The 25889-nt window shown below is 70.0% G+C and carries 24 protein-coding genes; 4 read left to right on the forward strand and 20 right to left on the reverse strand.

Annotated elements, in window-relative coordinates; genetic code table 11:
• Nucleotides 1-6: 6 nt before the first annotated feature.
• The 9 genes from A5730_RS06860 to A5730_RS06900 all read right to left on the reverse strand — a co-directional run bounded on the left by A5730_RS06860 (nt 7) and on the right by A5730_RS06900 (nt 9285).
• Nucleotides 7-1683, reverse strand: a complete 1677-nt coding sequence (locus A5730_RS06860) for a ribonuclease J (RefSeq protein WP_067897357.1) — start codon at nt 1681-1683, stop codon at nt 7-9.
• A gap of 19 nt (nt 1684-1702) precedes the next feature.
• Nucleotides 1703-2605, reverse strand: a complete 903-nt coding sequence (gene dapA / locus A5730_RS06865; protein WP_067897360.1) for a 4-hydroxy-tetrahydrodipicolinate synthase — start codon at nt 2603-2605, stop codon at nt 1703-1705.
• A gap of 70 nt (nt 2606-2675) precedes the next feature.
• Nucleotides 2676-3428 carry an FAD-dependent thymidylate synthase gene (thyX, locus tag A5730_RS06870; protein ID WP_067897535.1) on the reverse strand — a complete coding sequence of 251 codons (753 nt, stop codon included), beginning with the start codon at nt 3426-3428 and terminating at the stop codon, nt 2676-2678.
• Between the two features lie 10 nt (nt 3429-3438).
• Nucleotides 3439-4494, reverse strand: a complete 1056-nt coding sequence (locus A5730_RS06875; protein WP_067897362.1) for a restriction endonuclease subunit S — start codon at nt 4492-4494, stop codon at nt 3439-3441.
• A complete protein-coding gene (locus tag A5730_RS06880; RefSeq protein WP_067897366.1) occupies nt 4491-5864 on the reverse strand; it encodes an N-6 DNA methylase in 1374 nt (457 codons plus the stop codon). The genes A5730_RS06875 and A5730_RS06880 overlap by 4 nt, the downstream gene beginning before the upstream one ends.
• Complete coding sequence (locus tag A5730_RS06885; RefSeq protein WP_197506188.1) at nt 5864-7111, reverse strand: winged helix-turn-helix domain-containing protein; 1248 nt, start codon at nt 7109-7111, stop codon at nt 5864-5866. Before A5730_RS06885 ends, A5730_RS06880 begins: the two co-directional genes overlap by 1 nt.
• A gap of 37 nt (nt 7112-7148) precedes the next feature.
• Entirely contained in the window at nt 7149-7850 is a 702-nt protein-coding gene (locus A5730_RS06890; protein ID WP_067815498.1) for a cell division protein DivIVA, read from the reverse strand.
• Between the two features lie 84 nt (nt 7851-7934).
• Nucleotides 7935-8432, reverse strand: a complete 498-nt coding sequence (locus tag A5730_RS06895) for a dihydrofolate reductase (RefSeq protein ID WP_067897372.1) — start codon at nt 8430-8432, stop codon at nt 7935-7937.
• A gap of 52 nt (nt 8433-8484) precedes the next feature.
• Nucleotides 8485-9285 (reverse strand): thymidylate synthase, encoded by an 801-nt coding sequence (locus tag A5730_RS06900; RefSeq protein WP_067897375.1) that lies wholly within the window; start codon nt 9283-9285, stop codon nt 8485-8487.
• 42 nt (nt 9286-9327) lie between these two features.
• On the opposite strand from A5730_RS06900, the gene A5730_RS06905 reads away from it, so the two are divergent.
• A complete protein-coding gene (locus tag A5730_RS06905) occupies nt 9328-10068 on the forward strand; it encodes a dienelactone hydrolase family protein (RefSeq protein WP_067897378.1) in 741 nt (246 codons plus the stop codon).
• On the opposite strand, the gene A5730_RS06910 is transcribed toward A5730_RS06905, so the two are convergent.
• From A5730_RS06910 to A5730_RS06925, 4 genes are all read right to left on the reverse strand, one after another.
• A complete protein-coding gene (locus A5730_RS06910; protein ID WP_067897381.1) occupies nt 10057-11271 on the reverse strand; it encodes a glycosyltransferase in 1215 nt (404 codons plus the stop codon). The two genes, A5730_RS06905 and A5730_RS06910, sit on opposite strands and share 12 nt — an antisense overlap.
• Before the next feature lie 172 nt (nt 11272-11443).
• Nucleotides 11444-12535 (reverse strand): acyl-CoA dehydrogenase family protein, encoded by a 1092-nt coding sequence (locus A5730_RS06915; RefSeq protein WP_067897384.1) that lies wholly within the window; start codon nt 12533-12535, stop codon nt 11444-11446.
• Entirely contained in the window at nt 12532-13725 is a 1194-nt protein-coding gene (locus A5730_RS06920) for an acyl-CoA dehydrogenase family protein (RefSeq protein ID WP_067897386.1), read from the reverse strand. The genes A5730_RS06915 and A5730_RS06920 overlap by 4 nt, the downstream gene beginning before the upstream one ends.
• A 2-nt stretch (nt 13726-13727) precedes the next feature.
• A complete protein-coding gene (locus tag A5730_RS06925) occupies nt 13728-14504 on the reverse strand; it encodes an SDR family oxidoreductase (protein WP_067897389.1) in 777 nt (258 codons plus the stop codon).
• Between the two features lie 99 nt (nt 14505-14603).
• Here A5730_RS06925 and A5730_RS06930 point away from each other — a divergent pair, with 99 nt between their 5' ends.
• Nucleotides 14604-14930 (forward strand): PE-PGRS family protein, encoded by a 327-nt coding sequence (locus A5730_RS06930; RefSeq protein WP_067897392.1) that lies wholly within the window; start codon nt 14604-14606, stop codon nt 14928-14930.
• Here A5730_RS06930 and A5730_RS06935 read toward each other — a convergent pair whose 3' ends face one another.
• Nucleotides 14931-18164 carry a carboxyl transferase domain-containing protein gene (locus tag A5730_RS06935; protein ID WP_067897395.1) on the reverse strand — a complete coding sequence of 1078 codons (3234 nt, stop codon included), beginning with the start codon at nt 18162-18164 and terminating at the stop codon, nt 14931-14933.
• A complete protein-coding gene (locus A5730_RS06940; RefSeq protein ID WP_197506177.1) occupies nt 18161-19696 on the reverse strand; it encodes a class I adenylate-forming enzyme family protein in 1536 nt (511 codons plus the stop codon). Before A5730_RS06940 ends, A5730_RS06935 begins: the two co-directional genes overlap by 4 nt.
• 39 nt (nt 19697-19735) lie before the next feature.
• On the opposite strand from A5730_RS06940, the gene A5730_RS06945 reads away from it, so the two are divergent.
• Nucleotides 19736-20569: an acyl-CoA thioesterase domain-containing protein gene (locus tag A5730_RS06945; RefSeq protein ID WP_197506179.1), complete on the forward strand. Its 834-nt coding sequence runs from the start codon at nt 19736-19738 to the stop codon at nt 20567-20569.
• A 5-nt stretch (nt 20570-20574) separates the two neighbouring features.
• Here the strand turns inward: A5730_RS06945 and A5730_RS06950 are convergent, their stop codons facing one another.
• From A5730_RS06950 to dapB, 3 genes are read right to left on the reverse strand one after another with little or no spacing between them, the layout of a single operon-like run.
• A complete protein-coding gene (locus tag A5730_RS06950; protein WP_067897405.1) occupies nt 20575-21030 on the reverse strand; it encodes a flavodoxin family protein in 456 nt (151 codons plus the stop codon).
• Nucleotides 21027-21482, reverse strand: a complete 456-nt coding sequence (locus tag A5730_RS06955) for a hypothetical protein (RefSeq protein ID WP_067897408.1) — start codon at nt 21480-21482, stop codon at nt 21027-21029. The genes A5730_RS06950 and A5730_RS06955 overlap by 4 nt, the downstream gene beginning before the upstream one ends.
• Before the next feature lie 24 nt (nt 21483-21506).
• Nucleotides 21507-22244, reverse strand: coding sequence for a 4-hydroxy-tetrahydrodipicolinate reductase (gene dapB / locus A5730_RS06960; RefSeq protein ID WP_067897411.1), 738 nt, complete (start codon nt 22242-22244; stop codon nt 21507-21509).
• Between the two features lie 105 nt (nt 22245-22349).
• Here dapB and A5730_RS06965 point away from each other — a divergent pair, with 105 nt between their 5' ends.
• Nucleotides 22350-23687 carry an HNH endonuclease signature motif containing protein gene (locus tag A5730_RS06965; protein WP_067897413.1) on the forward strand — a complete coding sequence of 446 codons (1338 nt, stop codon included), beginning with the start codon at nt 22350-22352 and terminating at the stop codon, nt 23685-23687.
• A gap of 6 nt (nt 23688-23693) precedes the next feature.
• On the opposite strand, the gene A5730_RS06970 is transcribed toward A5730_RS06965, so the two are convergent.
• Both A5730_RS06970 and A5730_RS06975 read right to left on the reverse strand, forming a co-directional pair.
• Nucleotides 23694-24776: a dihydrodipicolinate reductase gene (locus A5730_RS06970; RefSeq protein ID WP_067897416.1), complete on the reverse strand. Its 1083-nt coding sequence runs from the start codon at nt 24774-24776 to the stop codon at nt 23694-23696.
• Nucleotides 24773-25780 (reverse strand): Rieske 2Fe-2S domain-containing protein, encoded by a 1008-nt coding sequence (locus tag A5730_RS06975; protein WP_067897420.1) that lies wholly within the window; start codon nt 25778-25780, stop codon nt 24773-24775. Before A5730_RS06975 ends, A5730_RS06970 begins: the two co-directional genes overlap by 4 nt.
• Between the last annotated feature and the right edge of the window lie 109 nt (nt 25781-25889).

Genomic DNA, 25889 nt, shown 5'->3' on the forward strand with positions numbered 1-25889 from the left:
TGCGGTTCAGACCTCGATGACCGTCGGCACGATCATCGGCTGCCGCCGGTAGGTCTCGCCCACCCACTTGCCCACGGTGCGGCGGACGGCCTGCGCGATGCGGCCCGGCTCGGTGATGTTCTCGGCCACCAGCGCTTCCAGCTCGGCCTCCACCCGCCGCACGGCCGGCTCGAGCGCCTTCGGGTCCTCGGAGAACCCCCGCGAGTGCAGGTGCGGCGCGACCACCGGACGCCCGGTGCCGCGCTGGACGATCACGGTCACTGCGACGAAACCCGACGACAGGATGAGCCGCTCGCCCAGCGTGATGTCCCCGACGTCGCCGTTGATCAGCCCGTCGACGAACATCTTGCCGACCGGCACCGCCCCGGCGATCGACGCCCTGCCGGCGACCAGGTCGACGCTGACCCCGTTCTCGGCCAACAGGATTGACTCCTCGGGCACCCCGGTGCTGGCCGCCAGCTTGGCGTTGGCGCGCAGCATTCGCCAGGTGCCGTGCACCGGCATCACATTGCGCGGCCGCACACCGTTGTAGAGGAACAACAGCTCGCCGGCGTACGCGTGCCCCGAAACATGCACGCGGGCTTGGGCATTGGTGACCACGCGGGCACCGATCTTGGCGAGCTCGTCGATCACGCCGTAGACCGCCTCCTCGTTGCCCGGGATCAGCGACGACGCCAGGACGATGAGGTCCCCCGCGGTCAGCGTGATGCTGCGGTGCTCGCCGCGCGACATCCGCGACAACGCCGACATCGGCTCGCCCTGGGTGCCGGTGGTGATCAGCACCACCCGCTCGGGCGGCATCAGCTCGGCCGCGCCGATGTCGATCACGTCGGAATCGGCCACCCGCAGGAACCCGAGCTCGCGGGCGATGCCCATGTTGCGCACCATCGAGCGCCCGACGAACGAGACGCGCCGGCCCAACGCGACTGCGGCGTCGATGATCTGCTGCACGCGGTCAACGTTTGAGGCGAAGCACGCCACGATGACGCGGCCCTCGGCGCCGCGGATCAGGCGATGCAGCGTCGGACCCACCTCGCTTTCCGACGGCCCCACGCCGGGGATCTCGGAGTTGGTCGAGTCGCACAGGAACAGGTCCACGCCCGCGTCCCCGAGGCGGGACAAGCCGGGCAGGTCGGTGGGCCGGCCGTCCAGGGGCAACTGGTCGAGCTTGATGTCGCCGGTGTGCAGGATGGTCCCCGCGCCGGTGTGGACGGCGATCGCCAGCGCGTCCGGGATGGAGTGGTTGACGGCGAAGTATTGGCACTCGAAGACGCCGTGGGTGCTGCGCTGCCCCTCGGTCACCTCGACGAAGACCGGTTTGAGCCGGTGCTCACGGCATTTCGCGGCGACCAGCGCCAGGGTGAACTTGGACCCGACGACCGGGATGTCCGGGCGCAGCTTGAGCAGGAACGGGATGCCGCCGATGTGGTCCTCGTGCGCATGGGTGAGCACCAGCGCCTCGATGTCGTCGAGCCGGTCTTCGATGTGGCGCAGGTCCGGCAGGATCAGGTCCACCCCGGGCTCGTCGTGGGTGGGGAACATCACCCCGCAGTCGATGATCAGCAACCGGCCGAGATGCTCGAAAACGGTCATGTTGCGGCCGATTTCACTGATACCGCCCAGCGCGGTGACCCGCAACCCACCATTCGCCAAGGGACCAGGAGGGGCGAGGTCTACATCCACTTACGGTCCACCCTTTGGGTCATCGGAGCACCGACGCCGCGCGCATATCGGCGGCAAGCGCATCGATCTGCTCGGGCGTCGCGGGCATTTGCGGCAGGCGGGGATCGCCAACCTCGATGCCCTGCAGGCGAAGCCCCGCCTTGGACAACGTGACGCCGCCCAGCCGGCTCATCGCGTCACACAGCGGGGCGACGGTCGTGTTGATCTTCCGCGCGGTGGCGATGTCGCCGGAAGCGAAGGCGGACAACATTTCTCGCAGGTGCCCCGCGGCCAGATGGGAGATCACGCTGATGAAGCCGGTGGCGCCCATGGCCAGCCACGGGAGGTTCAGCGCGTCGTCACCGGAGTAGTAGGCCAGCCCGGTCTCGGCGATGATCTGGCCGCCGGCGTGCAGGTCGGCCTTGGCGTCCTTGATTCCCACGATGTTGGGGTGGGCGGCCAGCGCGCGGATGGTCGCAGTCTCGATCGGTATCACCGAACGCGGCGGGATGTCGTAGAGCAGCACCGGCAGGCCGGTGGCGTCGGCGATGGCGGTGAAATGCGCGATCAGCCCGCTCTGCGGCGGCTTGGAGTAGTAGGGCGTCACCACCAGCAATCCGTGCGCGCCCTCCGCCGCGCAGGCCTTTGCCAGGCGGACGCTGTGAGCGGTGTCATAGGTACCCGCGCCGGCGATGACGCGCGCGCGGTCGCCGACGGCCTCCAGCACCACGCGCACCAGTTCCCGCTTCTCGTCGTCGGTGGTGGTGGGCGACTCGCCGGTGGTTCCGGAGACCACCAGGCCGTCGCATCCGGCGTCTACCAGGTGGTTCGCCAACTGCGCCGCGGCGGCGGTGTCGAGCGAACCGTCGGGAGCAAACGGCGTCACCATCGCGGTCAGGACGGTTCCCAACCGTGCCGGGGCGTCGAATCCGACGGTGCTCACGGTCTTTAGGTTACCTGGCGGCGGCAAGGCTTTTACCTAGCGGCGCGGGCCTGCCACGGCCGCCTCCGAATCAGGCCTCGGTCGCCAGCGGGCTGGTCGCGACCTCGGTCCCGTCGGCCAGCGTCGAGATCTCGAAGTCGGCGAACACCGCCGGCGCGGCGTTCCAGAGCTGGCGCAGGCACTCGATGGCCAGCCGCCGGATTTCCACGTCGGCGTGCTCGCTGGCGCGCATGGCGATGAAGTGCCGCCAGGCGCGGTAATTGCCCGTCACGACGATGCGGGTCTCGGTCGCGTTCGGCAGCACGGCCCGCGCGGCCTGGCGCGCCTGCTTGCGCCGCAGGATGGCGTTGGGCTGGTCGGCGAATTTGGCCTCCAGCCTGGCCAGCAGCTCGGCGTAGGTGGCCCGGCCGGCGTCGGCGGCATCGGTCAGGATCCGTCGCAACTCGGGGTCGTCTTCCATGCCCGGGGGCACCACGACGTGCGATTCGCCCTCCGGCACGTAGCGCTGCGACAGCTGGGAGAAGGAGAAATGCCGGTGCCGGATCAGCTCGTGGGTGAGCGACCGGGAGATGCCGGTGATGTAGAACGACACGTTCGCGTGTTCGAGCACCGAGAAATGGCCCACGTCGATGATGTGCTTGAGGTAGCCGGCATTGGTCGCCGTCTTGGGATTGGGTTTGGACCAGCTTTGGTAGCAGGCCCGGCCGGCGAACTCCACCAGCGCCGGCCCGCCGTCGGCGTCGGTGGTCCAGGGCACGTCCGGCGGCGCCAGGAACTCGGTCTTGGCGATCAGTTGCACGCGCAGCGGCGCGGTCTCGGCCACGGCGCTCACCTTAACGCGCTGGCCGAACGCGGAGTTCACCCGATATCAGCCGCGGCAGCAGCGCGTCGCGGAACGCGGCCAACCGCGCGCTCTCGGTGCGACGGGCATGGCACAGCGTCCCCAGGCCGGTGATCGTCTGGCGGGCCGCGGCCGGGAGGCGCCGGACGTCGGGGACCCGGACGTCCAGCAGATCGCCCGGCCTGATCCGCTGATGGCTGCCCGACGTGCCGCCCACCCGCCGCCGCAGCCGGTCGCAGACGTGCGGTTGGCGCACCGCGGACCACAGGGCCGAGGCCTCGACGCCGGTCGGCGTCAGGACGACGAACTCGGTGCTGGCCACGGCCATTTCCGGCGGTAGGGCGGCCACGTTCCAGATGCGCGGGATTCGCGGATTCAGCTTCGCGAACAAGACGCAGGGCACCGAGAGGAGGTACTTGCCGCTCCTGATGGACCCGGCGCTCACGACGCGGGGATTCGCCCCGTCGTCGAAGGCCGGCAGGCTGAAGTGCGCGACCACCTCGTCGAATTCGGCCACGGTGACGAACGCCGACGACCGGCTCGCCAGGCGGCCCAGCGGCACGCGCCCGGGGGCCGACCCCGCGATGGCCACCATCAGGTTCTCGGCGGCCGCGATCACCCGCTCGTTGGCGGACACCTTGTCGTCGAGGGCGCCGAGCAATTCGGCGATCGCCGCCCGTTGCGGAGCGGCCACGGTGCGCACCGCCACGTCGCGCAGGATCCGCTGGTTGAGCAGCGGCTGTCCCGATCCGGATCGGTGATCGCCCAGCCGGCAGGTTTGCATCGCGTAGTACCAGTACCGCGTGTCCCGTGCGTCCTTGGCCCGGCAGATCAGCGCGTTCTCGGTGACCCAGACGTCGGATTCGCAGTACCGCAGGCTGCCGCACTGCGAGCCGACGCGCCCGAGCACGATCAGCGGGCCGGCCGCGTTGTGTTCGGTGGCGTACCCGATGGCCCCGTTGGCGCCGTAGACGCGGAATTGCCCGCCGGGCCCTCGCCGCGGCGCGCCGGTGCTGAAGAGCAGGTGCTCACCCAGCGTGGTATTCACCGCAGGCGCTCCAGTTGTTGGCGCACAACGCTTTCCAGGCGCGCGGATTCGTCGAGCGCGGACAGCAGCTCACCGGTCAGGCGGGTGATCTTCCGATCGACCGGTTCGCCGTCGTCCGCGGCGGCGGGCGTGCCGACGTAACGTCCCGGCGTAAGGGTGTAGCCGGCCGCGGCGATCTCGCCGATCGACGCGGAGCCACAGAACCCCGGAACATCGTTATATTCAAGGCCTTTCGCGGTCGTAGAGCCCGATCCGCGCCACGCGCGGTAGGCGTCGGCGATGCGCCGCACCTCCTCGTGCGTCAGCGCCCGCTCGCCGCGATCGACCAGGTAGCCGAGCTCGCGGGCGTCGATGAACAGCACCTGGCCGGACCGGTGGCCCTTGTCGGTGTCGAAGAACCACAGACACACCGGGATCGACGTGGAGCGAAACAGCTGCGCGGGCAGCGCCACCATGCACGAGACCAGGTCGGCGTCGACGATTCGGGCGCGGATGTCGCCCTCCCCCAAGCTATTCGACGACATCGATCCGTTGGCCATCACCACACCGGCCTTGCCGCCGGGGGCCAGCTTGGACAGGATGTGCTGAATCCACGCGTAGTTGGCGTTGCCGGCCGGCGGGACACCGAAGTGCCAGCGCGGGTCGTGCTCGTCGCGGGCCCAATCCTTGATGTTGAAGGGCGGATTGGCCAGCACGTAATCCATCTGCACGCCGGCGTGTTGGTCCTCGACGAACGTGTCGCCCCATCGCGCGCCCAGGCCCGTGTCGTCGATGCCGTGCACCGCGAGGTTCATCTTCGCCATCCGCCAGGTCTGCTCGACGCTTTCCTGTCCGAAGATCGCGACCCGCGCGGGATCGCCGTCGTGTTCGGCGATGAACCGCTCGGTCTGCACGAACATCCCGCCCGAGCCGCAGCACGGGTCATAGACCCGCCCGCCCGAGGGTTCCAGCACCTCGACGATCACCCGGACCACGCTGGGCGGGGTGAAGAATTCGCCGCCCCGCCGCCCTTCGGCGCGCGCGAAGTTGCCCAGGAAGTACTCGTACACCTCGCCCATCAGGTCCCGCGCGCATCCTCGTTCGCCGACTGGCGCGGCGTCGAGCAGGCGCAGCAGCTCCCCGAGGCGGCGTTGGTCGAGGCCGTCGTACAGCCGGGGCAGCGCCGCGGCCTCCATCGCGTCGTCGACGAGCCGGCCGATATCCGCGCGTTCCGCGTTGTGCGCCAACGCTTCCCACTGCACGGCGCAGGTGTGCTTGAGGAACACCAGCCCGAGGATGGCGTCCTTATACTGGCTGGCCGACAGGGAGCCGCGCAGCTTGTTGGCCGCCCTCCACAGCGTGTCCTTGAGGTCTTTGTCCGTCGCCCGCATCAGCTCACCGCCCTCAGGTCGGCGGCCAGGTCGCCCCGGGTGGCGACGCTGAACCCGCCCAGGTCCAGCCACGAGGCCATGGACCGCAGTTCACCGGCCAGGGCCCGCAGCACGCGCGGTCGCGGGGTGTCCGGCTCGGCGAACGCGCCCATCACGCGCAGCGTGTCGGCGGCCCGGTCGGCCTTGAGGTCGACGCGCGCGACCAGCCGCCCGTCCATCAACAGCGGCCACACGTAGTAGCCGTATTGGCGCTTGGCCGCCGGGGTATAGATCTCGATGCGGTAATGAAACCCGAACAACCGCTCGACCCGCGGCCGAAAGAAGATCAGCGGGTCGAACGGACACAACAGCGCGGTGCCCCGGTCGGAACGCGGCACCGCCCGGCCGGTTCGCAGGTAGGCCGGCGCGGGCCAGCCTTCCACCTCGACCCGTTCGATATCACCCGCGGCCACCAGGTCCGCGACCGCCGGCTTGACCTGCTGGGCCGACAGCCGGAAGTAGTCGCGGATGTCCGCCTCGGTGGCCACGCCGAGCGCGCCGGCGGCCCGCAGCGTGAGCTCCCGGACGGCCTCGTCGTCGTCGACCTCGCGGGCCAGCACGCTCGCCGGCAGCACCCGCTCCACCAGGTCGTAGTGGCGGGCGAAACCCACCCGGGTGGCCGTGGTGAGCACGCCCGCCGCGAACAGCGCCTCGGCGACCCACTTCGTGTCGCTGCGGTTCCACCACGTGCCCTTCTTCCTGCGTGGCGCGGCGTATATCGAGGCGAGGTGCGCTTCGATCTGCCCGGCCGTGCTGGGCCCGAGTTCGGTGACGGCCGCGACGATGTCCTCGGCGAGCTGGGGATTGGCCTTGACGATGTGGGTGCCCCAGCGGCCATGGGTGTACTGGCGCATCCGCCAGCGCAGCAGCGGCCAGTCGTCGACGGCCACCAGCGCGGCCTCGTGCGCCCAGTACTCGGCCAGCAGCCGCGACGACCGCGGACCCCAGGCCGCGCGGTCCAGCACGTCGCGGTCGTAGGGACCGAGCCTGCTGAACACCGGGGCGTAATGGGCGCGCACCGCGACGGACACCGAATCCAGTTGCAGCACTTGGATTCTCGATATCAGCCGCTTCAAGTGGGCGCGGGTGACCGGACCGGCGGGCCGCGGCTCGCTAAAGCCTTGGGCCGCAACGGCGATGCGCCGGGCTTGGTCGGCCGACAGGGTCCGGCTGGGCACGGCGCCGAGAATACCGCCCGGGTGCGACAGGGCCCGGCCGCGACGCGGCGAGCCCGGCCCGAACCGCCTATCCCGTGCTGACCTTTCGGTCCAGCGGCACCACGACGCTGGGCTCCGGCGCGTTCTTCTGCTCCTGATAGGCCGACTCGAGAGCGGCCGGGACCGCCTCGAGGTCGCGGTAGACGCCCATCAGCTGCTCGAGGACGCTGATCCGTTGCTGAATCGCCTCGTCGGCGGCGCGGCGGGCCTGCTCGCGGTAGTGATCGGCCTCCCGCTGGGCATCGCGCCAGGCCTTGTCGATCGCGGCCTCGGTTTCGGCACGCTTCTCGGCCAATTCGGCCTCGAGCTGCTTCTTGGTTTCCTCGTAATCGGTTTCCATGGCTTTTCGTTGCTCGGCCATCTCCGCCAACTCCTGTTCGTGCTTTCGCTGCGCGGCCTCGACTTCGGCCTCGGTCGCCGCGATCAGCGCGTCCGCCTCGCTCCGCGCCTCGGCCTGCATCTCGGCAACCTCGTCGACCGCGCGGCGCAGCATCTGCGCCATCCGGCGCTGCACCGCGTGGGGTGAGGGTGAGGTGTCGGTGAGGACCGCGACCTCCTTGCGCAGCGCGGCCGTCTGGTCGCCGGCTTCCTTCAACCGGGTCCGCAGGCTCTCGACGTCGGAGAGCAACAGCTGCTGCTTGGTGGTCAGCATCTCGATGTGGGCGTCGACCGCGGTCGGGTCATAACCCCTGAACATGCGAGTGAACGATTTCGTGGGTTCGGTTATCACTGCCAATTCCCCCTCCTGGCAATTGATGTCTTTGTCGAGACCGACCCCCGCGTCCGAGTATGTCACGGCGCGGAGACCGACGGCTCATGCCCGACGGTAGCTGTGCAGCCGGTACCGCAGCCCCGTGCGGCTGACCTGCCACTCCCCCGTCTCGCCCAGCCAGCTGTCGTCGAGCACCGGGGCCAACGCGTCGTCGTCGTCGCGTCGCAGGTCGACTTCGACCTCGGTGACCTCGCACCGGGTGGCATGCGGCAGCGCGAGCAGATAAACCTGCTCACCGCCGATCACCCAGGTCTGCGGCTCGCCCTCGCAACCGCCGAGGGCCGCTTCAAGCGAACCGACGACCTGCGCCCCGTCGGCGACGAAGTCGCCCCGGCGCGAGAGTACGACATTGGTGCGACCCGGCAACGGCCGGACCTTGGTCGGCAACGACTCCCACGTGCGCCGGCCCATCACCACCGTGTGCCCGAAGGTCAGCTCTTTGAAGCGGGCCAGGTCCTCGGGCACCCGCCAGGGGATGTCGCCGCCGCGGCCGATGATGCCGGATGTCGACTGGGCCCAGATCAATCCCAGCTGCGTCATACTCGCCACTTTCTGACCCCAGCTTCGCCGGCGTCATCGTGGTCGGCGCGGGTCATACCGCGACGGGGGCTTTGATCGCCGGGTGCGGGTCGTAGTTCTTGACGACGACGTCGTCGTATGTGTAGTCGAAGATCGAATCCCTATGCGCCAGAACCAGTTCCGGGTAGGGCCGCGGCTCGCGGCCGAGCTGAGTCTGCACCTGCTCGACGTGGTTGTCGTAGATGTGGCAGTCGCCGCCCGTCCAGACGAACTCGCCGACCGACAGCCCCGCCTGCGCGGCCATCATGTGGGTGAGCAGCGCGTAGCTGGCGATGTTGAAGGGCACCCCGAGAAACAGGTCGGCGCTGCGCTGATACAGCTGGCAGCTCAACCGCCCGTCGGCGACGTAGAACTGGAAGAACGCGTGACACGGCGGCAGCGCCATCTGCGGGATCTCCCCGACGTTCCACGCCGACACGATGATGCGCCGCGAGTCCGGGTCGGTGCGCAGCAAGTCCAGCGCCGCGCTGATCTGGTCGATGTGCTCGCCCGTCGGCGTCGGCCACGACCGCCACTGCACGCCGTAGATCGGTCCGAGATCGCCTGTGGCACTGGCCCATTCGTCCCAGATGGTGACGCCGTGCTCGTGCAGCCAGGCGACGTTGGAGTCGCCGCGCAGGAACCACAGCAACTCGTAGACCACCGACTTCAGATGCACCTTCTTGGTGGTGAGCAGCGGAAAGCCGGCCGACAGGTCGTAGCGGATCTGCTGGCCGAACAGGCTGCGGGTGCCGGTGCCGGTGCGGTCGGATTTGGCGGTGCCCCGCTCGAGCACCACGCGCAGGAGGTCCTCGTAGGGCGTGGGGATCGGCACGCGCCGATACTACGTCCAGCCCTCCGGAGTAGAACGAATGCCATGCCGAAAATCACCGACAGCGTCACCACCGCCGATGGCACGTGCCCCGTCGGCCTGTTCACCCCCGACGGAACCGGTCCCTGGCCGGGCGTAGTCATGTACTGCGACGCCGGCGGGGTGCGCGACACCTTCGACCAGATGGCCGCCAAGCTGGCCGGATTCGGTTACGCCGTGCTACTTCCCGACGTCTACTACCGCAGCGGCGATTGGGCCCCGTTCGACATGGCCACCGTCTTCGGCGACGAGCGGGAACGCCGGCGCCTGTTCGGCATGATCGGCAGCATCACTGTCGACAAGATGGCCGGCGACGCCGCCGCGTTCTTCGACTACCTCGCGGCCCGCCCGGAGGTGTCCGGGCAGCGCTTCGGCGTGTGCGGCTACTGCATGGGCGGCCGGGCGTCCCTGGTGGTCGCCGGCCGGGTCCCCGAGCGCGTCGCCGCCGCGGCGTCGTTCCACGGCGGCGGCCTGGTGACCGACACCGCGGACAGCCCGCACCTGCTCGCGGACCGGATGACCGCCACCGTCTACGTGGGGGGCGCCAAGGACGACGCGTCCTTCACCCGCGACCACGCCGAGCAGCTCGACAAGGCGCTGACCGCGGCCGGCGTGCAGCACACCATCGAGTGGTATCCGGCCGCACACGGGTTCGCGGTTCCGGACAACACGCCCTATGACCCCGCCGCGGCCGAGCGGCATTGGCAGGCCATGACCGAGGTGTTCGGTTCGGCCTTAGGTGCCTAACCCCTGCAGCATCAGCGTCGCGGCGACGCTCGCCCCGTCGGGGCGGATCCTCGCGGCCACCGCGCTCGCCCGACCGCGGGCCTGCGGCGTCAATACCGGCTCGAGCGCGGCCGCCAGCGACTCGGCCGTCGGGGCCGGGCCGTCATGCGCGGTGCCGATGCCCAGCTCCGCCACCCGGGCGGCCCAGTACGGCTGATCGGCGCCCTGGGGCACCAGCACCTGCGGCGCACCCGCCCGCGCGGCCGTGGTGGTGGTGCCCGCGCCACCGTGGTGCACGACGGCGGCGACGTGGGCGAACAGCGCCCGATGGTTCAGCTCGCCGACGCCGAGGCAGTCGTCCCGGTCGTCTATCGGGGCCAGGCCGGACCAGCCGCGGTAGAGAATCGCGCGGTGGCCGTGCGCGCGCACCGCCTCGACGACGGCCCGGGAAAGGTCCTTGGCGGCGCGCATGGGCATGCTGCCGAAGCCCACGTACACCGGCGCCGGCCCGGCGTCCAGGAACGCCTCCACCGCCGGCGGAAGCGGGCGTTCGTCGGCCAGCAGCCACGCCCCCGTTTGGATCACGTCAAGCCCGCTGTTCTCGGGCCACGGGCTCAGGATCGGATCCACCGCCAGCCAGGGACGCTCGGTGAGCGCATAGTCGCGGACGTCGTCCAGCGGCGGGAGGCCCAGCCTCGCGCGGTGACCGTTGAGTGTCGCGCCGAACAGCGTGTTCATCTGCAGGGCGTCCGTGCGCCACAGCACCCGGTTGTCGATCAGGCCCTCCGGCAGCTGGCCGGCGTACGTGGGGGGTAGCTGGTGGGGCGACGGCAGGATCGTGGGTTGGTAGCTCACGTACACGTAGGGGATGCCCAGGCGCTCGGCCACCGACCGCGCACCCGCCGCGACCGGCGGGAATCCGGTCGCCACCAGCAGGTCGCATCCGTCGGCCGCGGCGGCCACGGTGTCGAACTGCGCGGCGACGAGCCCGTCCAGGTGCCGGCGCAACTGGTCCTCCGAGGGCGTGAGGCTCGCCGCCATCGCGCGCCACGAATCGCCGAATGGCGTCAGCGGCAGGCCGATGTCGGCGAGCAAGTCCGCGAATTCCCGGTCGGGCGGCGCGCACACCCGAACCTCCGCGCCGAGCGCCCGCAACTGAACCCCGAGCGCGGCGAGCGGTTCGACCGCCCCGCGCGAGTCGTGGGTGGACAGCAGCACGCGCATTCCGATGCTCGTCACCTCCGGGATTCGTGAGCGGACCGACACATTCTCATGAAATGCGGGTGCGGTGACGCGCGCGTCCGGGCGACATGCCCGCACGCCGATGAATGTCGCTGCGCGACAGAATGTTTCCCATGCAGCGTCCGCTCCGCGCTAAAAATCAGTGCGAGCGCAACTAGCTGGGGGGCAGACCCACCAGCTCGGCCAGGCGGGCCCGGTGACGGTATGCGGTGCCGAAGGCCAACTGGTCGCTCTTGGCCCGCTTGAGGTACAGGTGGGCGGGATACTCCCACGTCATGCCGATGCCACCGTGTAGCTGGACGCACTCCTCGGCCGCGTGCACGGCGACGCCGCTGCAATACGCCTGGGCCAGCGCCGCCGCGACGGCCGCGTCTTCGTCGTCCCGGGCGGACGTGTCGGCGGCGTGGCGGGCCGCCGCGGTCGCGGCGCTGACCTCGAACCACAGATCGGCCAACCGGTGCTTGATCGCCTGGTACGAGCCGATCGCGCGGCCGAACTGCTTGCGCTGCTTGGCATAATCCAGCGTGGTCGCGAAACACCACTGGGCGATCCCGAGTTGCTCGGACGCCAGCAGCGCCGCCCCGGTGCGCAGCGCCTCGGCGATCGGGCCGTCCGCCGGCCCGACGCGTGACGAGTCGGCCGCCGAAAAGCTCACGTCCGCAAGGGGTCTCGTCATGTCCAAGCCCAGCAGCGGCGACACCTCCACGCCCGCGGCGGCGCGCGAGACGGTGTGCAGCTCCAGCCCGTCCGCGCCGCCGACCGGCACCACCAGCACGTCGGCCTCGGCGGCGCCGGCGACGCTGGTGACGGATCCGCTCAGCCCGTCGGCGCCGCCGCTCACCGCCGGCACCGGATCGCCGGGCCCGGTCGACAGCGGCACCGCTAACGCGGCGGTCAGCTCGCCTTGCGCCAGCGCGGAGACGGTTTCGGTGTCGCCGGCGGCCAACAGCGCGACCGTGGCCAGCACCGCGCTGGACAAGAACGGCACCGGCGCGACGGCCCGGCCGATCTCCTCCATGACGACCGCGGCCTCCCGAGGGCCGGCGCCCGCGCCGCCGAGCGACTCCGGGACCAGCAGGCCGGCCACCCCCAGCTCGACGGCCAGGGTGCGCCAGACGTTCGAGAAGTCTGGTGGCTCGGCCTCGTAGGCGCGGGCCACCGCTTCCGGCGGGCAACGGTCGGCGAACAGGTGCCGAACGCTGTCGCGCAAAGCCTCCTCGGTGTCGGAGTACAGCAGATCGCTCATCGATCCAGGTCCTTCCAGGCGACATCCTTGTCGACGCGGTGCTCGCCGGGCAGGCCGAGGATGCGTTCGGAGATGGTGTTGCGCAGGATTTCCGAAGTGCCGCCCTCGATCGAATTGCCGCGGGCGCGCAGGTAGCGGTAGCCGGGCTCGCGCCCGATCAGGTCGACGGTCTCGGTCCTGCGCATGGTCCAGTCGTCGTACCGCAGACCCACCTCGCCGTGCAGCTCGATCTCGAATCCCGAAATGGCTTGCGCCAGCTTGGCGAAGGCGATCTTCATGCCGGCGCCTTCCGGCCCGGGCTGACCGGCCTGGGCCTGTTGCCGCAACCGTTCGCCGGCCAGCCGGAGCACCTCCGCGTCGACCCACAGTTTCATCAGCTCGTCGTGCATCGCGGGGTCGCGAAGCGCGGGTTCGTGCCGCCACGCCTTCGTGACCTTCCCGATCATGCCGCCCTCACGCGGAGTTCCGGCTCGGGTGCCGATGGCGACGCGCTCGTTGTTGAGCGTGGTGGTCGCGACCCGCCAGCCGCCGCCGACCGGGCCGAGCCGGTTCGCGTCGGGCACCCGGACGTCGGTGAGGAACACCTCGTTGAATTCGGCCTCGCCGGTGATCTGGCGCAGCGGACGCACCTCGACGCCGGGCTGCGTCATGTCGCACAGAAAGTACGTCAGTCCCGCGTGTTTGGGCACTGTCGGGTCGGTGCGGGCGACCAGGATGGCCATCTTCGCGTGCTGCGCCATCGACGTCCACACCTTCTGCCCGTTGACAATCCAGTCGTCACCGTCGCGGACCGCGCGGGTGGCCAACCCCGCCAGGTCCGATCCCGCGCCGGGTTCGCTGAACAACTGGCAGTAGACCTGCTCGCCAGTGAACAAGGGGCGCAGAAACTTTCGCTTCTGTTCGTCGGTGCCGAACGCGGCGATGGTGGGCGCCGCCATCCCCATGCCGATGAAGTTCTTGGGTGTGCCACCCACCGGCGCGCCCGCCGAGGACAGCTGGGCGTCGACGAGTTCCTGAGCCTTGCGCGGCAGGTCCAAGCCGCCGAAGCCGCGCGGCAGATGCACCCAGGCCAGCCCCGCATCGTATTGCGCCCCAAGGAATTCGCGCGCGTCGGTGGCCGCCGGGTCGTGCTCGTCCAGCAGCGCCTGCACCCGCGCCTGGAGGTCGGCCGACCACTCTTCGGTGCTCATGGCTAGCCCTGTGGCCGCGTTTGAAAGCCCTGCGCCGCGCCCAGCAGCAGGCCGCCGTCGATGACCATCGTTTCACCGGTGATCCAGCTCGCGGCGTCGGAAACCAAGAAGGCCACGGCCGCGGCGACGTCGGCGGGTTCGCCGATGCGCCCGAGCGCGATCGAGGACGCGAGCGGGTCCTCGTGGTCCTTCCACAGCGCCTCGGCCAGCCGGGTGCGCACCACACCGGGGGCGATCGCGTTGACGCGGACGCGGGGCGAGAGCTCCAGCGCCAGCTGCTTGGTGACGTGGATCAGCGCGGCCTTGGTGGCGTTGTACATGCCCATGGCCGGCGACTGGTGCAGGCCGCCGATGGAGGCGGTGTTGACGATCGCGCCGCCGTGCTCGCCCATCCACGACTTGACGACGAGCGAGGTCCACAGCAGCGGCGCCCAGAGGTTGACGTCGAAGATCTTGGTGAAGCGGGCGTGGTCCTGGTCGATCAGCGGGCCGTAGGCCGGATTGGTGCCGGCGTTGTTGATCAGGATGTCCGCGCTGCCGAAACGTTCGAGCGTGAGGTCCACGCAGCGCCGGGCGGCGTCCTCGTCGACCGCGTGCGCCCCGACGCCCAGGGCGTTGCCGTCCACCTGCGCGGCGGCCTCGTCGGCGGCCTCCTGCTTGCGGGCGGTGAGCACCACGTTCGCCCCAGCGGCCGCGAGCTGCTGGGCGATCGCGAGCCCGATGCCGCGGGAGGCGCCGGTGATGATCGCGGTTCGGCCGCTCAGATCCAGTGATGTCATCGTGGTGCGCCTTCCGTTGCGGTGCGTGGCCTGGGTGTGGCGATGTTTACGCGGGTGTATGCGTGGTATGCGACGCGCATGTCAGTGAAATTAACCCCCATGAAAAGACTGATGGTGGGCGGGGCGGCGGCCGCGGCGGTCGCCGTGGCGCCGATCGCCATGACCGATTCCCCCGTCGTCGCGGCTGCGCCGACCGCGGCGCCCACGCACGTCGTCTTCAAGGACGACCCGAGCGGCGGCGGTTGCGACGCGAACGGCAACTGCGGCTCCGGCGGCCAATTCAACGGGCCCGGCGGCGGTCCCGGCGGTCAGGGCTGCGTGCCGGGCGTCGGCTGCGGCTCCGGTGGCCAGAACGCGGGACCCGGCGGCATTCCGGGCGGCCAGGGTTGCCTGCCCGGCGTCGGCTGCGGTTCCGGCCACGCCTGATCAGCTCCGGCCCTCCCGGAGCCTGGTGATCCAGGCCCGGGAGTCCGCGGGGTCGATGACGTCGTCGAGTTCGAAGGTGGTGGCGGCCCGCAGCGCCTTGCCGTGCTGGTAGGCCGCGGCCACCAGCTTGTCGAACAGTTCCTGGCGCTTGACGGGGTCGCCCTCGGCGGCCAGCTCCTTGCTGAACCCGAGGCGCACGGCGCCCTCGAGTCCCATCCCGCCGATCTCGCCGGTGGGCCACGCGACGGTGAACTGCGGGGCGCGGAAGGAACCGCCGGCCATCGCCATGGCGCCGAGCCCGTACCCCTTGCGCAGGATGATCATTCCGAGCGGCACGGTCAACCGCGCGCCCAGCACGAACATCCGCCCGAACCGCCGGACCGCCGCCTGGACCTCCGCATCGGGCCCCACCATGAAGCCCGGGGTGTCGCACAGCGAAATGACCGGCAGCCCAAACGATTCGCACAGGGCGAGGAAGTCGCCGGCCTTGTCGGCCGCCTCGGCGTCGATGGCGCCGCCCAGGTGGTGGGTGCTGTTCGCGATCAGCCCGTACGCCGCCCCTTCGACGCGGACGAGGGCGGTGACGATGCCGACGCCGTAGTCGGGTCGCAGCTGAAGCACCGAGCCGGTGTCGACGATCGCCTCGATCGCCCGATGCACGTCGTAGGCGCGTAATCGGTTCTCCGGCACCACATGCCGGGCCAGCTGCGGATCCGGCGCGGTCCAATCGTCCACGCCGCCCTGGAAATACGACAGATACCGCTTGGCCAGCGATACGGCGTGCGCCTCGTCGCGCGCGACGAGGCCGACCACGCCGTTGCGCCGCTGCACGCCGATCGGACCGATGGCCTCCGGCGGGTACACGCCGAGCCCGCCGCCCTCGATCATCGCGGGCCCACCCATCCCGATGTTGGCGTCCGGGGTCGCGATGATCACGTCGCACACCCCGGCCAGCGCGGCGTTTCCGGCGAAGCACCGGCCGGAGACGATCGATATCAACGGCACCCGCCCACTCAGCGCGGCCAGCATCCGGAACGTCGGCACGTCCAGCCCGGCGACGCCGCCGACGTCGGTGTCGCCCGGCCGGCCACCGCCGCCCTCGGCGAACAGCACCACGGGCAGCCGTTTCCGGGTCGCCAGGTCGAACGCCCGGTCGGTCTTGGCGTGGTTGCGCATGCCTTGCGTGCCGGCCAACACGGTGTAGTCATAGGACACCACGACGGCCTCGGCCGCGGCCCGCCCGAAGCGGTCGGCGCCGATCGTGGCCAGGCCGGCGACCAGGCCGTCGGCCGGGGTGTTGGCGATCAGGTCCTCCTCCGAGCGCCGGCTGCGTTGCGCCGCGATGGCCAGTGCGCCGTATTCGACGAAGCTGCCGGGATCGACGAGATCGGCGATGTTCTCCCGCGCCGTGCGGCGACCCTGCCGGTGCCGCTTGGCCACCGCGGCCTCCCGGCCCTCGTCGAGGGTAAACAGGTGCCGACGGCGCACCTCCTCGAGGTCGGCGCGCGTCCGGTCGAGATCCGTTGCCGCCGTGGCCAACTCGCCCCCGGCGGCGGCGTCGGTGCGAGTGAAGACCAGCAGCGGGTCGCCGGTGCCGACCACCTGCCCGGGCGACACCAGGACGCGCACGGTCCGCAGCGCGTCGGGCGCGGCGAGCACATGCTGCATCTTCATGGCTTCGAGGACGACGAGCTGGCTGCCCGCGCCGAAGTCGGCGCCCTCGGGCGCCACCTCGACGACGGTGCCGGCCAGCTGGGCCCGCAGTACGTCCTCGCCGGGATACAGCTCGACCGGCGCGGCCCGGACCTCGTGCTGGTGTGTCGACGCCGACGCCGCCAGCTCCGGCAGCTTGTCGTCGAGGAAAGCGGTGGTCACCCAACCGGATTCCAGCGCGGGGTCACACAGCAGCTCACGCAGGAAGTCGACGTTGGTGCGGACGCCCTCGATGCCGAACTCCGCGAGGGCGGTGCGGGCCTTCCGCAGCGCCGCCGGGGCCGACGACCCGTGCACGCGCGCGACGACCTTGGCCAGCAGCGAGTCGTATTGTCCGTTGACGACCAGGCCGGCCCGGCCGTAGGTGTCGACGCGGATCCCGGGCCCGCTCGGCGGACTGAACGCGGTAAGCGTGCCGGCCGCGGGAACGACGGACAGGTCGGGCGCGAACGTCTCCGTGTTGACCCGGGCCTGGATCGCGATGCCGCGATGCGCGGCGGGCTCGCCGATGACTTCGTTACCGTCGGAGGCGATTCCGGCCGGCAGGCCGAGCTGGTAATAGGAGGCGCCGCCCGCGATGGCCAGCTGTAGGGCCACCAGGTCGAAGCCGGTGGTCTCCTCGGTGATGGTGTGCTCCACCTGGATTCTGGGGTTCACTTCGAGGAACACGAATTCCTCACCGGCGACCAGGAATTCGACCGTGGCCAGCCCGCGCAGCGCGACGCGCGCGCACAACCTGGCCGCGGCCTGGTGCAAGTCGTGCCGCAGCCTGTCGGAAAGCCCTTGGGCGGGGGCGATTTCGACGAGCTTCTGATAGCGCCGCTGGATGCTGCAGTCGCGGTCGCCGAGCGCGAGCGCGCGCGTTTGGTGCCCCGCCGGCGCGGCGACGACCTGAACCTCGATGTGCCGCGCGCCGTCGAGCAGCGCCTCGGCGAACAGCGCAGGATCGCCGAAGCCCAGTTGCGCCTCCGCGGCGCACTGTCGGCAGGCGCCGGCGATCTGGTCGGCGCGGCGCACCGCGCGCATCCCCCGGCCGCCCCCGCCGGCGAGCGCCTTGATCATGATGGCGCCGCCCTGGGTCGCGAAGAACGCCTCGATGTCCGCGACGCTGCTCGGCCCGTCGGTCGCGGGCAACACCGGCACCCCGGCGGCGACGGCGGCGGCGCGGGCGGCGGTCTTGTTGCCCAGCAGTTCGAGCGCGTCGGCGCCCGGTCCGACGAACGCGTACCCGGCGCCGACGCAGGCGCGGGCGAATTCGGCGTTCTCGCTGAGGAAGCCGTACCCGGGGTGGATCAGCTCCGCACCCGAGCTCTTGGCCGCGGCCAGCAGGGCGGGCTGGTCCAGGTAGGCGCGCGGCCCGGCGCCCGGCAGCCCGATCGCCTCGTCGGCCGCGTGCACGTGCGGGCTCTCGGCATCGTCCTCGGCGTAGACGGCGACGGTTCGCATGCCCAATTCGACTGCGGTGCGGACGATTCGGAGCGCGATCTCGCCGCGGTTGGCGATCAGCACCGTCGCGCTCATCGCAGCGGCTCCCCCCACTGCACCTGCTCGCGAAGCCTGCCCTTGAGCAGCTTGCCGCCGGCGTTGCGCGGCAGCGCGGCGTCGACCACCGTGACGTACTGCGGCACCTTGAAGTCGGCGAGCCGCTCGCGGCAGTGGTCGAGCACCGCCGGCACGTCGATCTCGTCGGCGCCGCCGAACAGCACCGCGCCCACCTTCTCACCCATGACGTCGTCGGGAACCGCCAGCACGCACGCGTCGGCGACGCCGGGCGCCGCCAGCAGCGCCGCTTCCACCTCGACGCTGGAGACGTTTTCGCCGCCGCGGTTGATGATGTCCTTGAGGCGGTCGACGATGTGCACGCGCCCCGCCCCGTCGACCCGCACCACGTCGCCGGTGTGCAACCAGCCGTCCACGATGGTCGCCGCGGTCGCTTCCGGGCGGTTCCAGTACCGGGCGGTGACGTTCGCGCCACGCACCACCAGCTCGCCGACGCCCTCCTCGTCGCCGCCGAATGGAATCAGTCCTAGGTCGACGGAGGGCACCGCGTACCCGACCGAGTCGGCGTGCTCCACGGCGTCCCGGCTCGGGAGCACGGTCATCAGCGAGGCCGTCTCGGTCATGCCGTAGCCGTTGAACACCGTTGCTTGCGGAAAGGCGTTCTGCACCGAACGCACCAGCGACGGGGCGATCGGGGCGCCGCCGTAGCCCGCCCAGCGGACGCCCGAGACGTCGGCGTCGGCAAAGCCGCTGTGCCGCAACATCAGTGCGTAGACGGCCGGGACGGTGACCATGACGGAGATGCGCTCGGCGGCCAGCGTGGCGATCAACCCGTCCAGGTTGAGGGCGGGCATGATCACCGAGGCCCCGCCCAGCCGGGTGGCGGCCAGCAGTTGGGAGTTGCAACCGGTCACGTGGAAGAGCGGCACCGAGATCAGCGTGCGCATCGCTTCGCCCAGGTCGCGCGGCTGGTCGAGGCAGCGAATCGCGTTCTCCGTGTTGGTCAAGAAGGCCTCGTGGGTGGTCGGCACCCCCTTGGGGTGGCCGGTGGTGCCCGACGTGTAGAACAGCGCGGCCACGTCGGCGCGGTCCAGTCGCTCCGTCACATGCGGCTGGCCGTCGGGCAGCGGCGTGTCCGCCGCCAGGTCCAGGGTGGCCCCGGAGTCGTCGAGGACGAACTCGACTTCCGGTTGCGCCGAGCGGGTATTGACCGCCACCGCAACACCACCGGCCATCACGATGCCCCAGAACGCCAGCACCCAGTCGACGCCGGCGGGGTAACGCACCGCGACGCGGTCACCGTGTCGCAACCCGCCCGCGCGCAGCCCGCCGGCGACGCGCGCCGCGCGGTCCCACAGCTGGCGGTAGGTCAATCGGCCGGCACCGAGTTCGGCCACCGCCTCGCTGTCCGGGCGCTGCTCGACCTGTTCGGCGAGCATGTCCAGCAGCGTGTCGGGCAGGTCGTCGTAATGCGGGACACCGTCGGCGTCGCGGGTCACGCCTGTCGTCGGGAAGGGGTTATGGCCGCGCGGAATTTCGATCACTGGAGGCATGCCCGGTCCTTACTATCGGCGTGTCCTATCGTGATGGCCGTGACGGTCGACGATTCCGCCATCATGCCCGAGGCGTTCTTCACTGTCGACGGTGACTCCTTTGTGCCGGGCCCGCTGACCCGGGGACCGTGGGGGGCCGCGATGGGCGGTCAGAACGTCGGCGGCCTGTTGGGTTGGGGCATAGAGCAATCCGGCATCGAGCCGGACTTTCAGCCCGCCCGCCTCACGGTCGACCTGCTCCGCCCGGCGTTGCTCGAGCCGGTGCAGATCCGGACCTCGGTGCAGCGGGAGGGCAGGCGGATCAAGCTCGTCGACGGCGCGCTGGTGCAGGGCGGCAACACCGTCGCCCGGGCCAGTGCGCTGTTCCTGCGCCGAGGGGAGCATCCCGAAGGGGAGGTGTGGTCCGCGCCCCTGGCGATGCCGCCGCCTCCGCCCGATTCCGGCGGTGTCCCGGACGACATGCCGTTTCTGATCTGGGGCTACGGGGCCACCGACGCGGGCAGTCCGGGCATCGCGGCCGGTGAGTGGGAACAGTCCCACTCCCGAAAGTTCGCCTGGACGAGGGTATTTCGCCCGATGGTGCAGGGCTACCCGCTGACCCCGTTCACCCGACTGGCCTTCGTCGGGGACATCACGAGTTCGCTGACCCATTGGGGCACAGGCGGTTTGCGCTACATCAACGCCGACTACACCGTCACCGCCAGCCGCCTGCCCGACGGTGAATTCCTGGGGCTGGCGGCGCAAAGCCATTACGGCGCGGCCGGGGTGGCCACCGGCGCCGCCACCCTGTTCGACCGGCACGGGCCGATCGGCACCAGCTCGGCGCTGGCCCTGGCCCAACCGGCCGAGGCGTTCAAACCGACCTACACCTAGACGGCTCATTCCATGAGCTGGGCGGCGACCGTCGCGCCGAGTTCCCAGCAGGCCTCCAGGTCGCCCTTGTCCGGCTTGCCCGAAACCAGCACGGTCTCAGCGGCTTTCACCCAGCCGAGCCCCGTCGTGATCGACATGACGCCGCGTTCGGCGCCCTCGGTGCCCTCGTTGCCGTGCAGGTAGAGGCCGAACGGGCGCCCACGCGACGAGTCCAGCAGCTGGTAGTAGGCGCAGTCGAACGCGTGCTTGAGCGCCCCGCTCATGTAGCCCAGGTTCGCCGGGCTGCCCAGCAGATAGCCGTCGGCTTGCAGCATCTCGGCCGGCGACACCGTCAGCGCCGGCCGCCGAACGACCTCCACGCCCTCGATCTCGGGGTCGGTGGCGCCGGAGACGACCGCCTCGAACATCTCGTGGCAGTGCGGGGAGGGCGTGTGGTGGACGATCAGCAGGGTCTTACTCATTGGCGGCCCTGCAATTGGAGGGCGGTCTTCATGGCCTCGCGCGCCCGGCGGCGATCCCCCGCGTAGTCGTACGCGCGGGCCAGCCGGTACCAGCGCCGCCAGTCGTCGGGGTGGTCTTCCACTTCGGTGCGCACGGAGGCGAACAGCGCGTCGGCGGCGTTCCGTTCGATGCGGCCGGACGCCCGTCGCGGCAGCGCGCTGGTGTCGAGCTCCATGCCGTCGGCCGCGATCAGATCGGCGAGCTTCTGGTGGGCGAACCCGAACCGCAGCGTCGCCACCATGGCCCACAGCCCGATCAGGGGCATGATCAGCACCGCCAGCCCCAGGCCCACGACGGCCGCCCGGCCGGAGGCGATCATCGCGACGGCCATCCGCCCCAGCAGCACGAAGTACGCCAGCATCGCCACGCACAGGAAAGCGATCAGCAACTGGGTGCGCAGGGCTGAGTTCATCGCAGGTCGTTCATTGCAGGTCGTTCATTGCAGGTCGAGCAGGGGCTCGAGCCCGACGGTCAGGCCGGGGCGTTCCGCGACGCGCCGCACCGCCAGCAACACGCCGGGCACAAAGGAGGTGCGGTCCAGGCTGTCGTGGCGGATGGTCAGCGTCTCCCCCTCGGTGCCGAACAGGATCTCCTGATGGGCCACCAGCCCGGCCAGCCGCACCGAGTGCACCGGGATGCCGTCGACGTCCGCGCCCCGGGCGCCGGGCAGGCCGGTGCTGGTGGCATCGGGGTTGGGCGGCAAGCCTTTTCGCGCCTCGGCGATCAGCTTGGCGGTGCGGGCGGCCGTGCCCGATGGGGCGTCGGCCTTGTGCGGGTGGTGCAGCTCGATCACCTCGACCGAATCGAAGAAGCGCGCGGCCTGCTTGGCGAAGTGCATGGACAGCACCGCCCCGATCGCGAAGTTGGGGGCGATCAGCACCGAGGTGTCGGGGCTTTCGGCCAGCCACTTCTCGACCTGGTCCAGCCGCTCGGCGGTGAAGCCGGTGGTGCCGACGACGGCGTGAATTCCGTTGCCGATGAGGAACTCCAGATTGCCCATCACCACGTCGGGGTGGGTGAAGTCGATGACCACCTCGGTCTTGGCGTCGGTGAACAGGCTGAGCGAGTCCCCCGCATCCACCTCGGCGGACAGCGTCAGATCGTCGGCGGCCTGCACGCCGGCCACCATCGCCGAACCGACTTTTCCCTTAGCTCCCAAGACGCCTACCCGCATGGGTTTCACCCTAGACCGGGCGGGTTCATCCACAGTTGGGTGTTTATCCACAACCTGGGCTCTTGCCGGTGGCGCGGGGCTGGCTCCACGTTCTAGTGTTCGAACATGCGTTCGATGGAAGTGCCGTCCGAGGTGGCCGCCGCCCTGGACGCGCTGGACGCGGCCGACGTGGCGGTGCGCGGGCTCGATTTCGGCGCGCTGAGCCCCGTCGTCCGGCTGCACGTGCTGGAGGCGATGGAAAACTCGCACCGGCGCCAAACCGCGGTCGGCACCGACGTGATCGCGGGCCTGGCGAACGAGGATTCCGCCGAGGTCGGCGGACCGGTCCACAAGGTCATCGCCGACTGGTTGCGGATCAGCTACGCCGACGCGTGCCGCCGAGTCCGAGACGCCAAGCAGCTCTCGCCGCGGCTGACGCTCACCGGCCAGGAGTTGCCACCGGAGTTGCCGGCCACCGCCGCGGCGTGGCGGGACGGCGTCCTCGATTGCCAGCACCTGCGGGTGATCCAGGCGTTCGTGCGTGACCTGCCGGCCGCCGTCGGCGCCGAGGAGGTCGATGCGGCCGAGCGATTCCTGGCCCGGCAGGCTGCCGGTTTGCGTCCCGACCAGTTGCAGAAGGTCGCGCACCGGTGCGCATTACGACTCAATCCCGACGGTAAGTTCTCCGACGTCGACCGCGCCCGTCAGCGCGGCTTCAGCTGGGCCGCGCAACGGCCCGACGGGATGAGCGTCGGCAAGCTGGTCGCGTCCCCGGAACTGCGCGCCAACCTCGACGCGTGGCTGGCGCGCTTCGCCGCCCCCGGCATGTGCAACCCCGACGACGAAAAGCCGTGCACTGAAGGCGAACCCGGGGACCAGACCGCGAGCGGGGACACGCGCAGCCACGCGCAGCGCCAGCATGACGCGATCAACGCGCTGGTGCGCGGCCAGCTGGGCGACCCGCGGTTGGGGGCGCACAACGGGTTGCCGGTCACCGTCATCGTCTCGACCACGCTGCAGCAGCTCACGGCCGGCACCGGGCGTGCGGTGACAGGCGGCGGAACGGTGCTGCCGATGCGCGACGTGATCCGGACGGCGCGCCACGCCCATCACTATTTGGCCGTGTTCGACGAACACTCTCACCGCCCGCTGTATCTCGGCCGGTCACGGCGGATCGCCACGCCGGACCAGCGGATCGTCCTCTACGTGAAGGACCGCGGCTGCACGCATCCGGGCTGTGACGCGCCGGGCTATTGGTGCGAGGTCCACCATCTCGACGAGTGGGCCGCCGGCGGCCGGACCGATGCCGACAGCCTTACCTTCGCCTGCGCACCGCACCACAAGCTCCTCGAAAAGGGCTGGCGGACAAGGAAGCTTCCGGACGGGCGCACCGAGTGGATTCCGCCGCCGCATCTCGATCGCGGGCAGCGCACGAACGACTACCACAACCCGGAAGACCCTTGACGACGCCTAAATCTTGAACCGCCCGGCGAATCCGCGCAGCGGGAGGTCGGCGCTGGTGATGAGTCCCGGCGGGGCCGCGACGACCGATTTGATCGAGGCCAGCGCGGGCATGCCGGTCACGGTCATGCCGATGGAGGCGAAGTTATCCGGGTTGGACAGGTCCACACCGGGCTTGGGGAAAATCATGTGCTTGTTGTAGATGCAAGGGTCGCCCTTGATCTGAGTGATGTAGCAGCCCTTGATGTTCCAGCTCGGGTCGGTGTGTGGGGTCATCTGCCACTCCAGGTGTGTCTCAACCCGGGGAACGCCGGCCACCATGCCCTGGTACTTGATGTAGTTGCCGCCCAGCGAGCCCTTGGGCAGCGTGTACCACCCCAGGTCGACGTCCTTGGTGCAGGCGCCGAGCTCGTAGCTGAACTTCACCTCGTCCAGCGGCAGGTCGAAGCAGTCCGCCATCATCAGCACGCTGTCGGCGAAGACGCGGGTGTACTTCTCCAGCTTGCGCGGGATCTCCGGGTCGTCGACCGGCTGGCCGTAGCCCACCTCGATCCAGGTGTCCTTGGAGTGATGGCATGAGACGTCGACGGATTCGATGGTGGTGACGTTTTCGATATCGGCAACGTCGGCCGAGCACACGACGCCCAGGATCTGGTTCAGGCCCGGGTTCATCCCGGTCCCGTAGAACGTGGCGCCGCCCTTCTCGCAGGCCTCGGCCAACAGTTGGCTCACCGGCTTGCCCGACGGGTGCGGGTGGTTCTTGTCGCGGTGCCAGCCGGTGATCCAGTCGGCGGTGGTGACGATATCGATGCCCGCCTCGAGCACTGTTACGTACAGGTCCTCGTCGGGGAACACGCCGTGAAACGTGAGCACGTCCGGTTTGGAGGCGATGATCTCCTCGACGCTCCCGGTGAACATGACCCCGTTGGACCCCACCCCGGCGAATTCGCCCGTGTCCTTGCCGACCTTCTCCGCCGAATAAGCATGCACCCCAACGAGTTCCAGGTCAGGATGGGTGGCGATCCGTCTGATCATCTCCGAGCCGACGTTTCCGCTGCCAACCTGGAAGACACGGATCGGTGCGCTACTCATTGCATAGAGCCTTCCTGTGTTGCGAACGCCTCGGGATAGAACTGCTTGGCCCACTTGCGGATTGCGGTGAAGCCCTCGTACTCGTCGGTGGCCAGCGCCGGCGGGTCGGAATAGCGCTGGTGCTGCCAGATCTCGATGTCCTGCTCGAACTGGCGGATCACTTCGCGGCCGAACTCGGCCGCCTTGCGCTCGGCGCGGGCCGGGTCCTTGCCAGGGCTGCGGCCGATGTAGACCATGAACCGGACATCGGAGGTGCACTCGTCGACCGGGGTGACCGCGGAGATGGTGCGGTTGTCGATCATCCCCCAGCTCTTGGTCACCGCGATGCCCAGGCCGCCGTTGACGGCCTCCACCCCGCTGTTGACATCCTCGATCTTCTGCCCGTCGTCACCCTCGAACGTGATGGTGAAGTCGACGAACGACACCGGCTCCGCGAAGTCGTGGCGGGTGAACACCGGCACGATGGGCGTGTTGTGCACGAACTTGAAATGCGCGAAGTCCACACCGTTTTCGAGCACATACTGCGGATGCAGTTCCAGGGCCTGCCGGTACAACCGCTGCTGCGGGTAGTAGTCGTCCGCGCCGCCGCCGTCGCGGAACGCGCCGAACACGTCCGGCGCGTCGAAGTACGGGTCACGGCGATCGACGTCGTGCCAGATGTAGACCGAGGCGTTGCGTTCCACCACAGGATACGTGCGGATACGACGGCCGCGGTTCGGCCGATCCTGGTAGGGAATGCAGACGTTGCGACCCTCGCCGCTCCACTGCCACCCGTGGAACGGGCACTGCAGCACCTCGCCGACCACCTTGCCGCCGTAACCCAAGTGCGCGCCGAGGTGTTCGCAGTAGGCGTTCATCACGGTGAGCTGCCCGGACTCGGCCCGCCACGCGACCATCTCCTGGCCGAAGTACTTCATCTTGTGCACGTCGCCCACGCCGATCTCGTCGGACCAGGCGACTTGGAACCAGCCGGTTGGTTTCATCGACAACGGCGGCTTAGCCATGCGGGATCCCTCCTTGGATACGAATGATAGGCAACGCCCGCCAAAAATCAAAGTACCCTCTATGAAACCTTCACCGCTGCCCCGCGCGATAGGCTCGGCAGATGACTCG

It is taken from the genome of Mycobacterium sp. ACS4054 (assembly GCF_001667275.1).
Taxonomy (GTDB): Bacteria; Actinomycetota; Actinomycetes; order Mycobacteriales; family Mycobacteriaceae; genus Mycobacterium.

Coding starts and splice junctions, on each gene's coding strand:
- A5730_RS06880 (WP_067897366.1), bottom strand. CDS start 5,864: ATGCGGGCGACGGACAAAGACCTCAAGGACACGCTGTGGAGGGCGGCC.
- A5730_RS06895 (WP_067897372.1), bottom strand. CDS start 8,432: ATGACGCAGCTGGGATTGATCTGGGCCCAGTCGACATCCGGCATCATC.
- A5730_RS06905 (WP_067897378.1), top strand. CDS start 9,328: ATGCCGAAAATCACCGACAGCGTCACCACCGCCGATGGCACGTGCCCC.
- A5730_RS06910 (WP_067897381.1), bottom strand. CDS start 11,271: ATGCGCGTGCTGCTGTCCACCCACGACTCGCGCGGGGCGGTCGAACCG.
- A5730_RS06915 (WP_067897384.1), bottom strand. CDS start 12,535: ATGAGCGATCTGCTGTACTCCGACACCGAGGAGGCTTTGCGCGACAGC.
- A5730_RS06920 (WP_067897386.1), bottom strand. CDS start 13,725: ATGAGCACCGAAGAGTGGTCGGCCGACCTCCAGGCGCGGGTGCAGGCG.
- A5730_RS06925 (WP_067897389.1), bottom strand. CDS start 14,504: ATGACATCACTGGATCTGAGCGGCCGAACCGCGATCATCACCGGCGCC.
- A5730_RS06930 (WP_067897392.1), top strand. CDS start 14,604: ATGAAAAGACTGATGGTGGGCGGGGCGGCGGCCGCGGCGGTCGCCGTG.
- A5730_RS06935 (WP_067897395.1), bottom strand. CDS start 18,164: ATGAGCGCGACGGTGCTGATCGCCAACCGCGGCGAGATCGCGCTCCGA.
- A5730_RS06940 (WP_197506177.1), bottom strand. CDS start 19,696: ATGCCTCCAGTGATCGAAATTCCGCGCGGCCATAACCCCTTCCCGACG.
- A5730_RS06950 (WP_067897405.1), bottom strand. CDS start 21,030: ATGAGTAAGACCCTGCTGATCGTCCACCACACGCCCTCCCCGCACTGC.
- A5730_RS06955 (WP_067897408.1), bottom strand. CDS start 21,482: ATGAACTCAGCCCTGCGCACCCAGTTGCTGATCGCTTTCCTGTGCGTG.
- dapB (WP_067897411.1), bottom strand. CDS start 22,244: ATGCGGGTAGGCGTCTTGGGAGCTAAGGGAAAAGTCGGTTCGGCGATG.
- A5730_RS06965 (WP_067897413.1), top strand. CDS start 22,350: ATGCGTTCGATGGAAGTGCCGTCCGAGGTGGCCGCCGCCCTGGACGCG.
- A5730_RS06970 (WP_067897416.1), bottom strand. CDS start 24,776: ATGAGTAGCGCACCGATCCGTGTCTTCCAGGTTGGCAGCGGAAACGTC.
- A5730_RS06975 (WP_067897420.1), bottom strand. CDS start 25,780: ATGGCTAAGCCGCCGTTGTCGATGAAACCAACCGGCTGGTTCCAAGTC.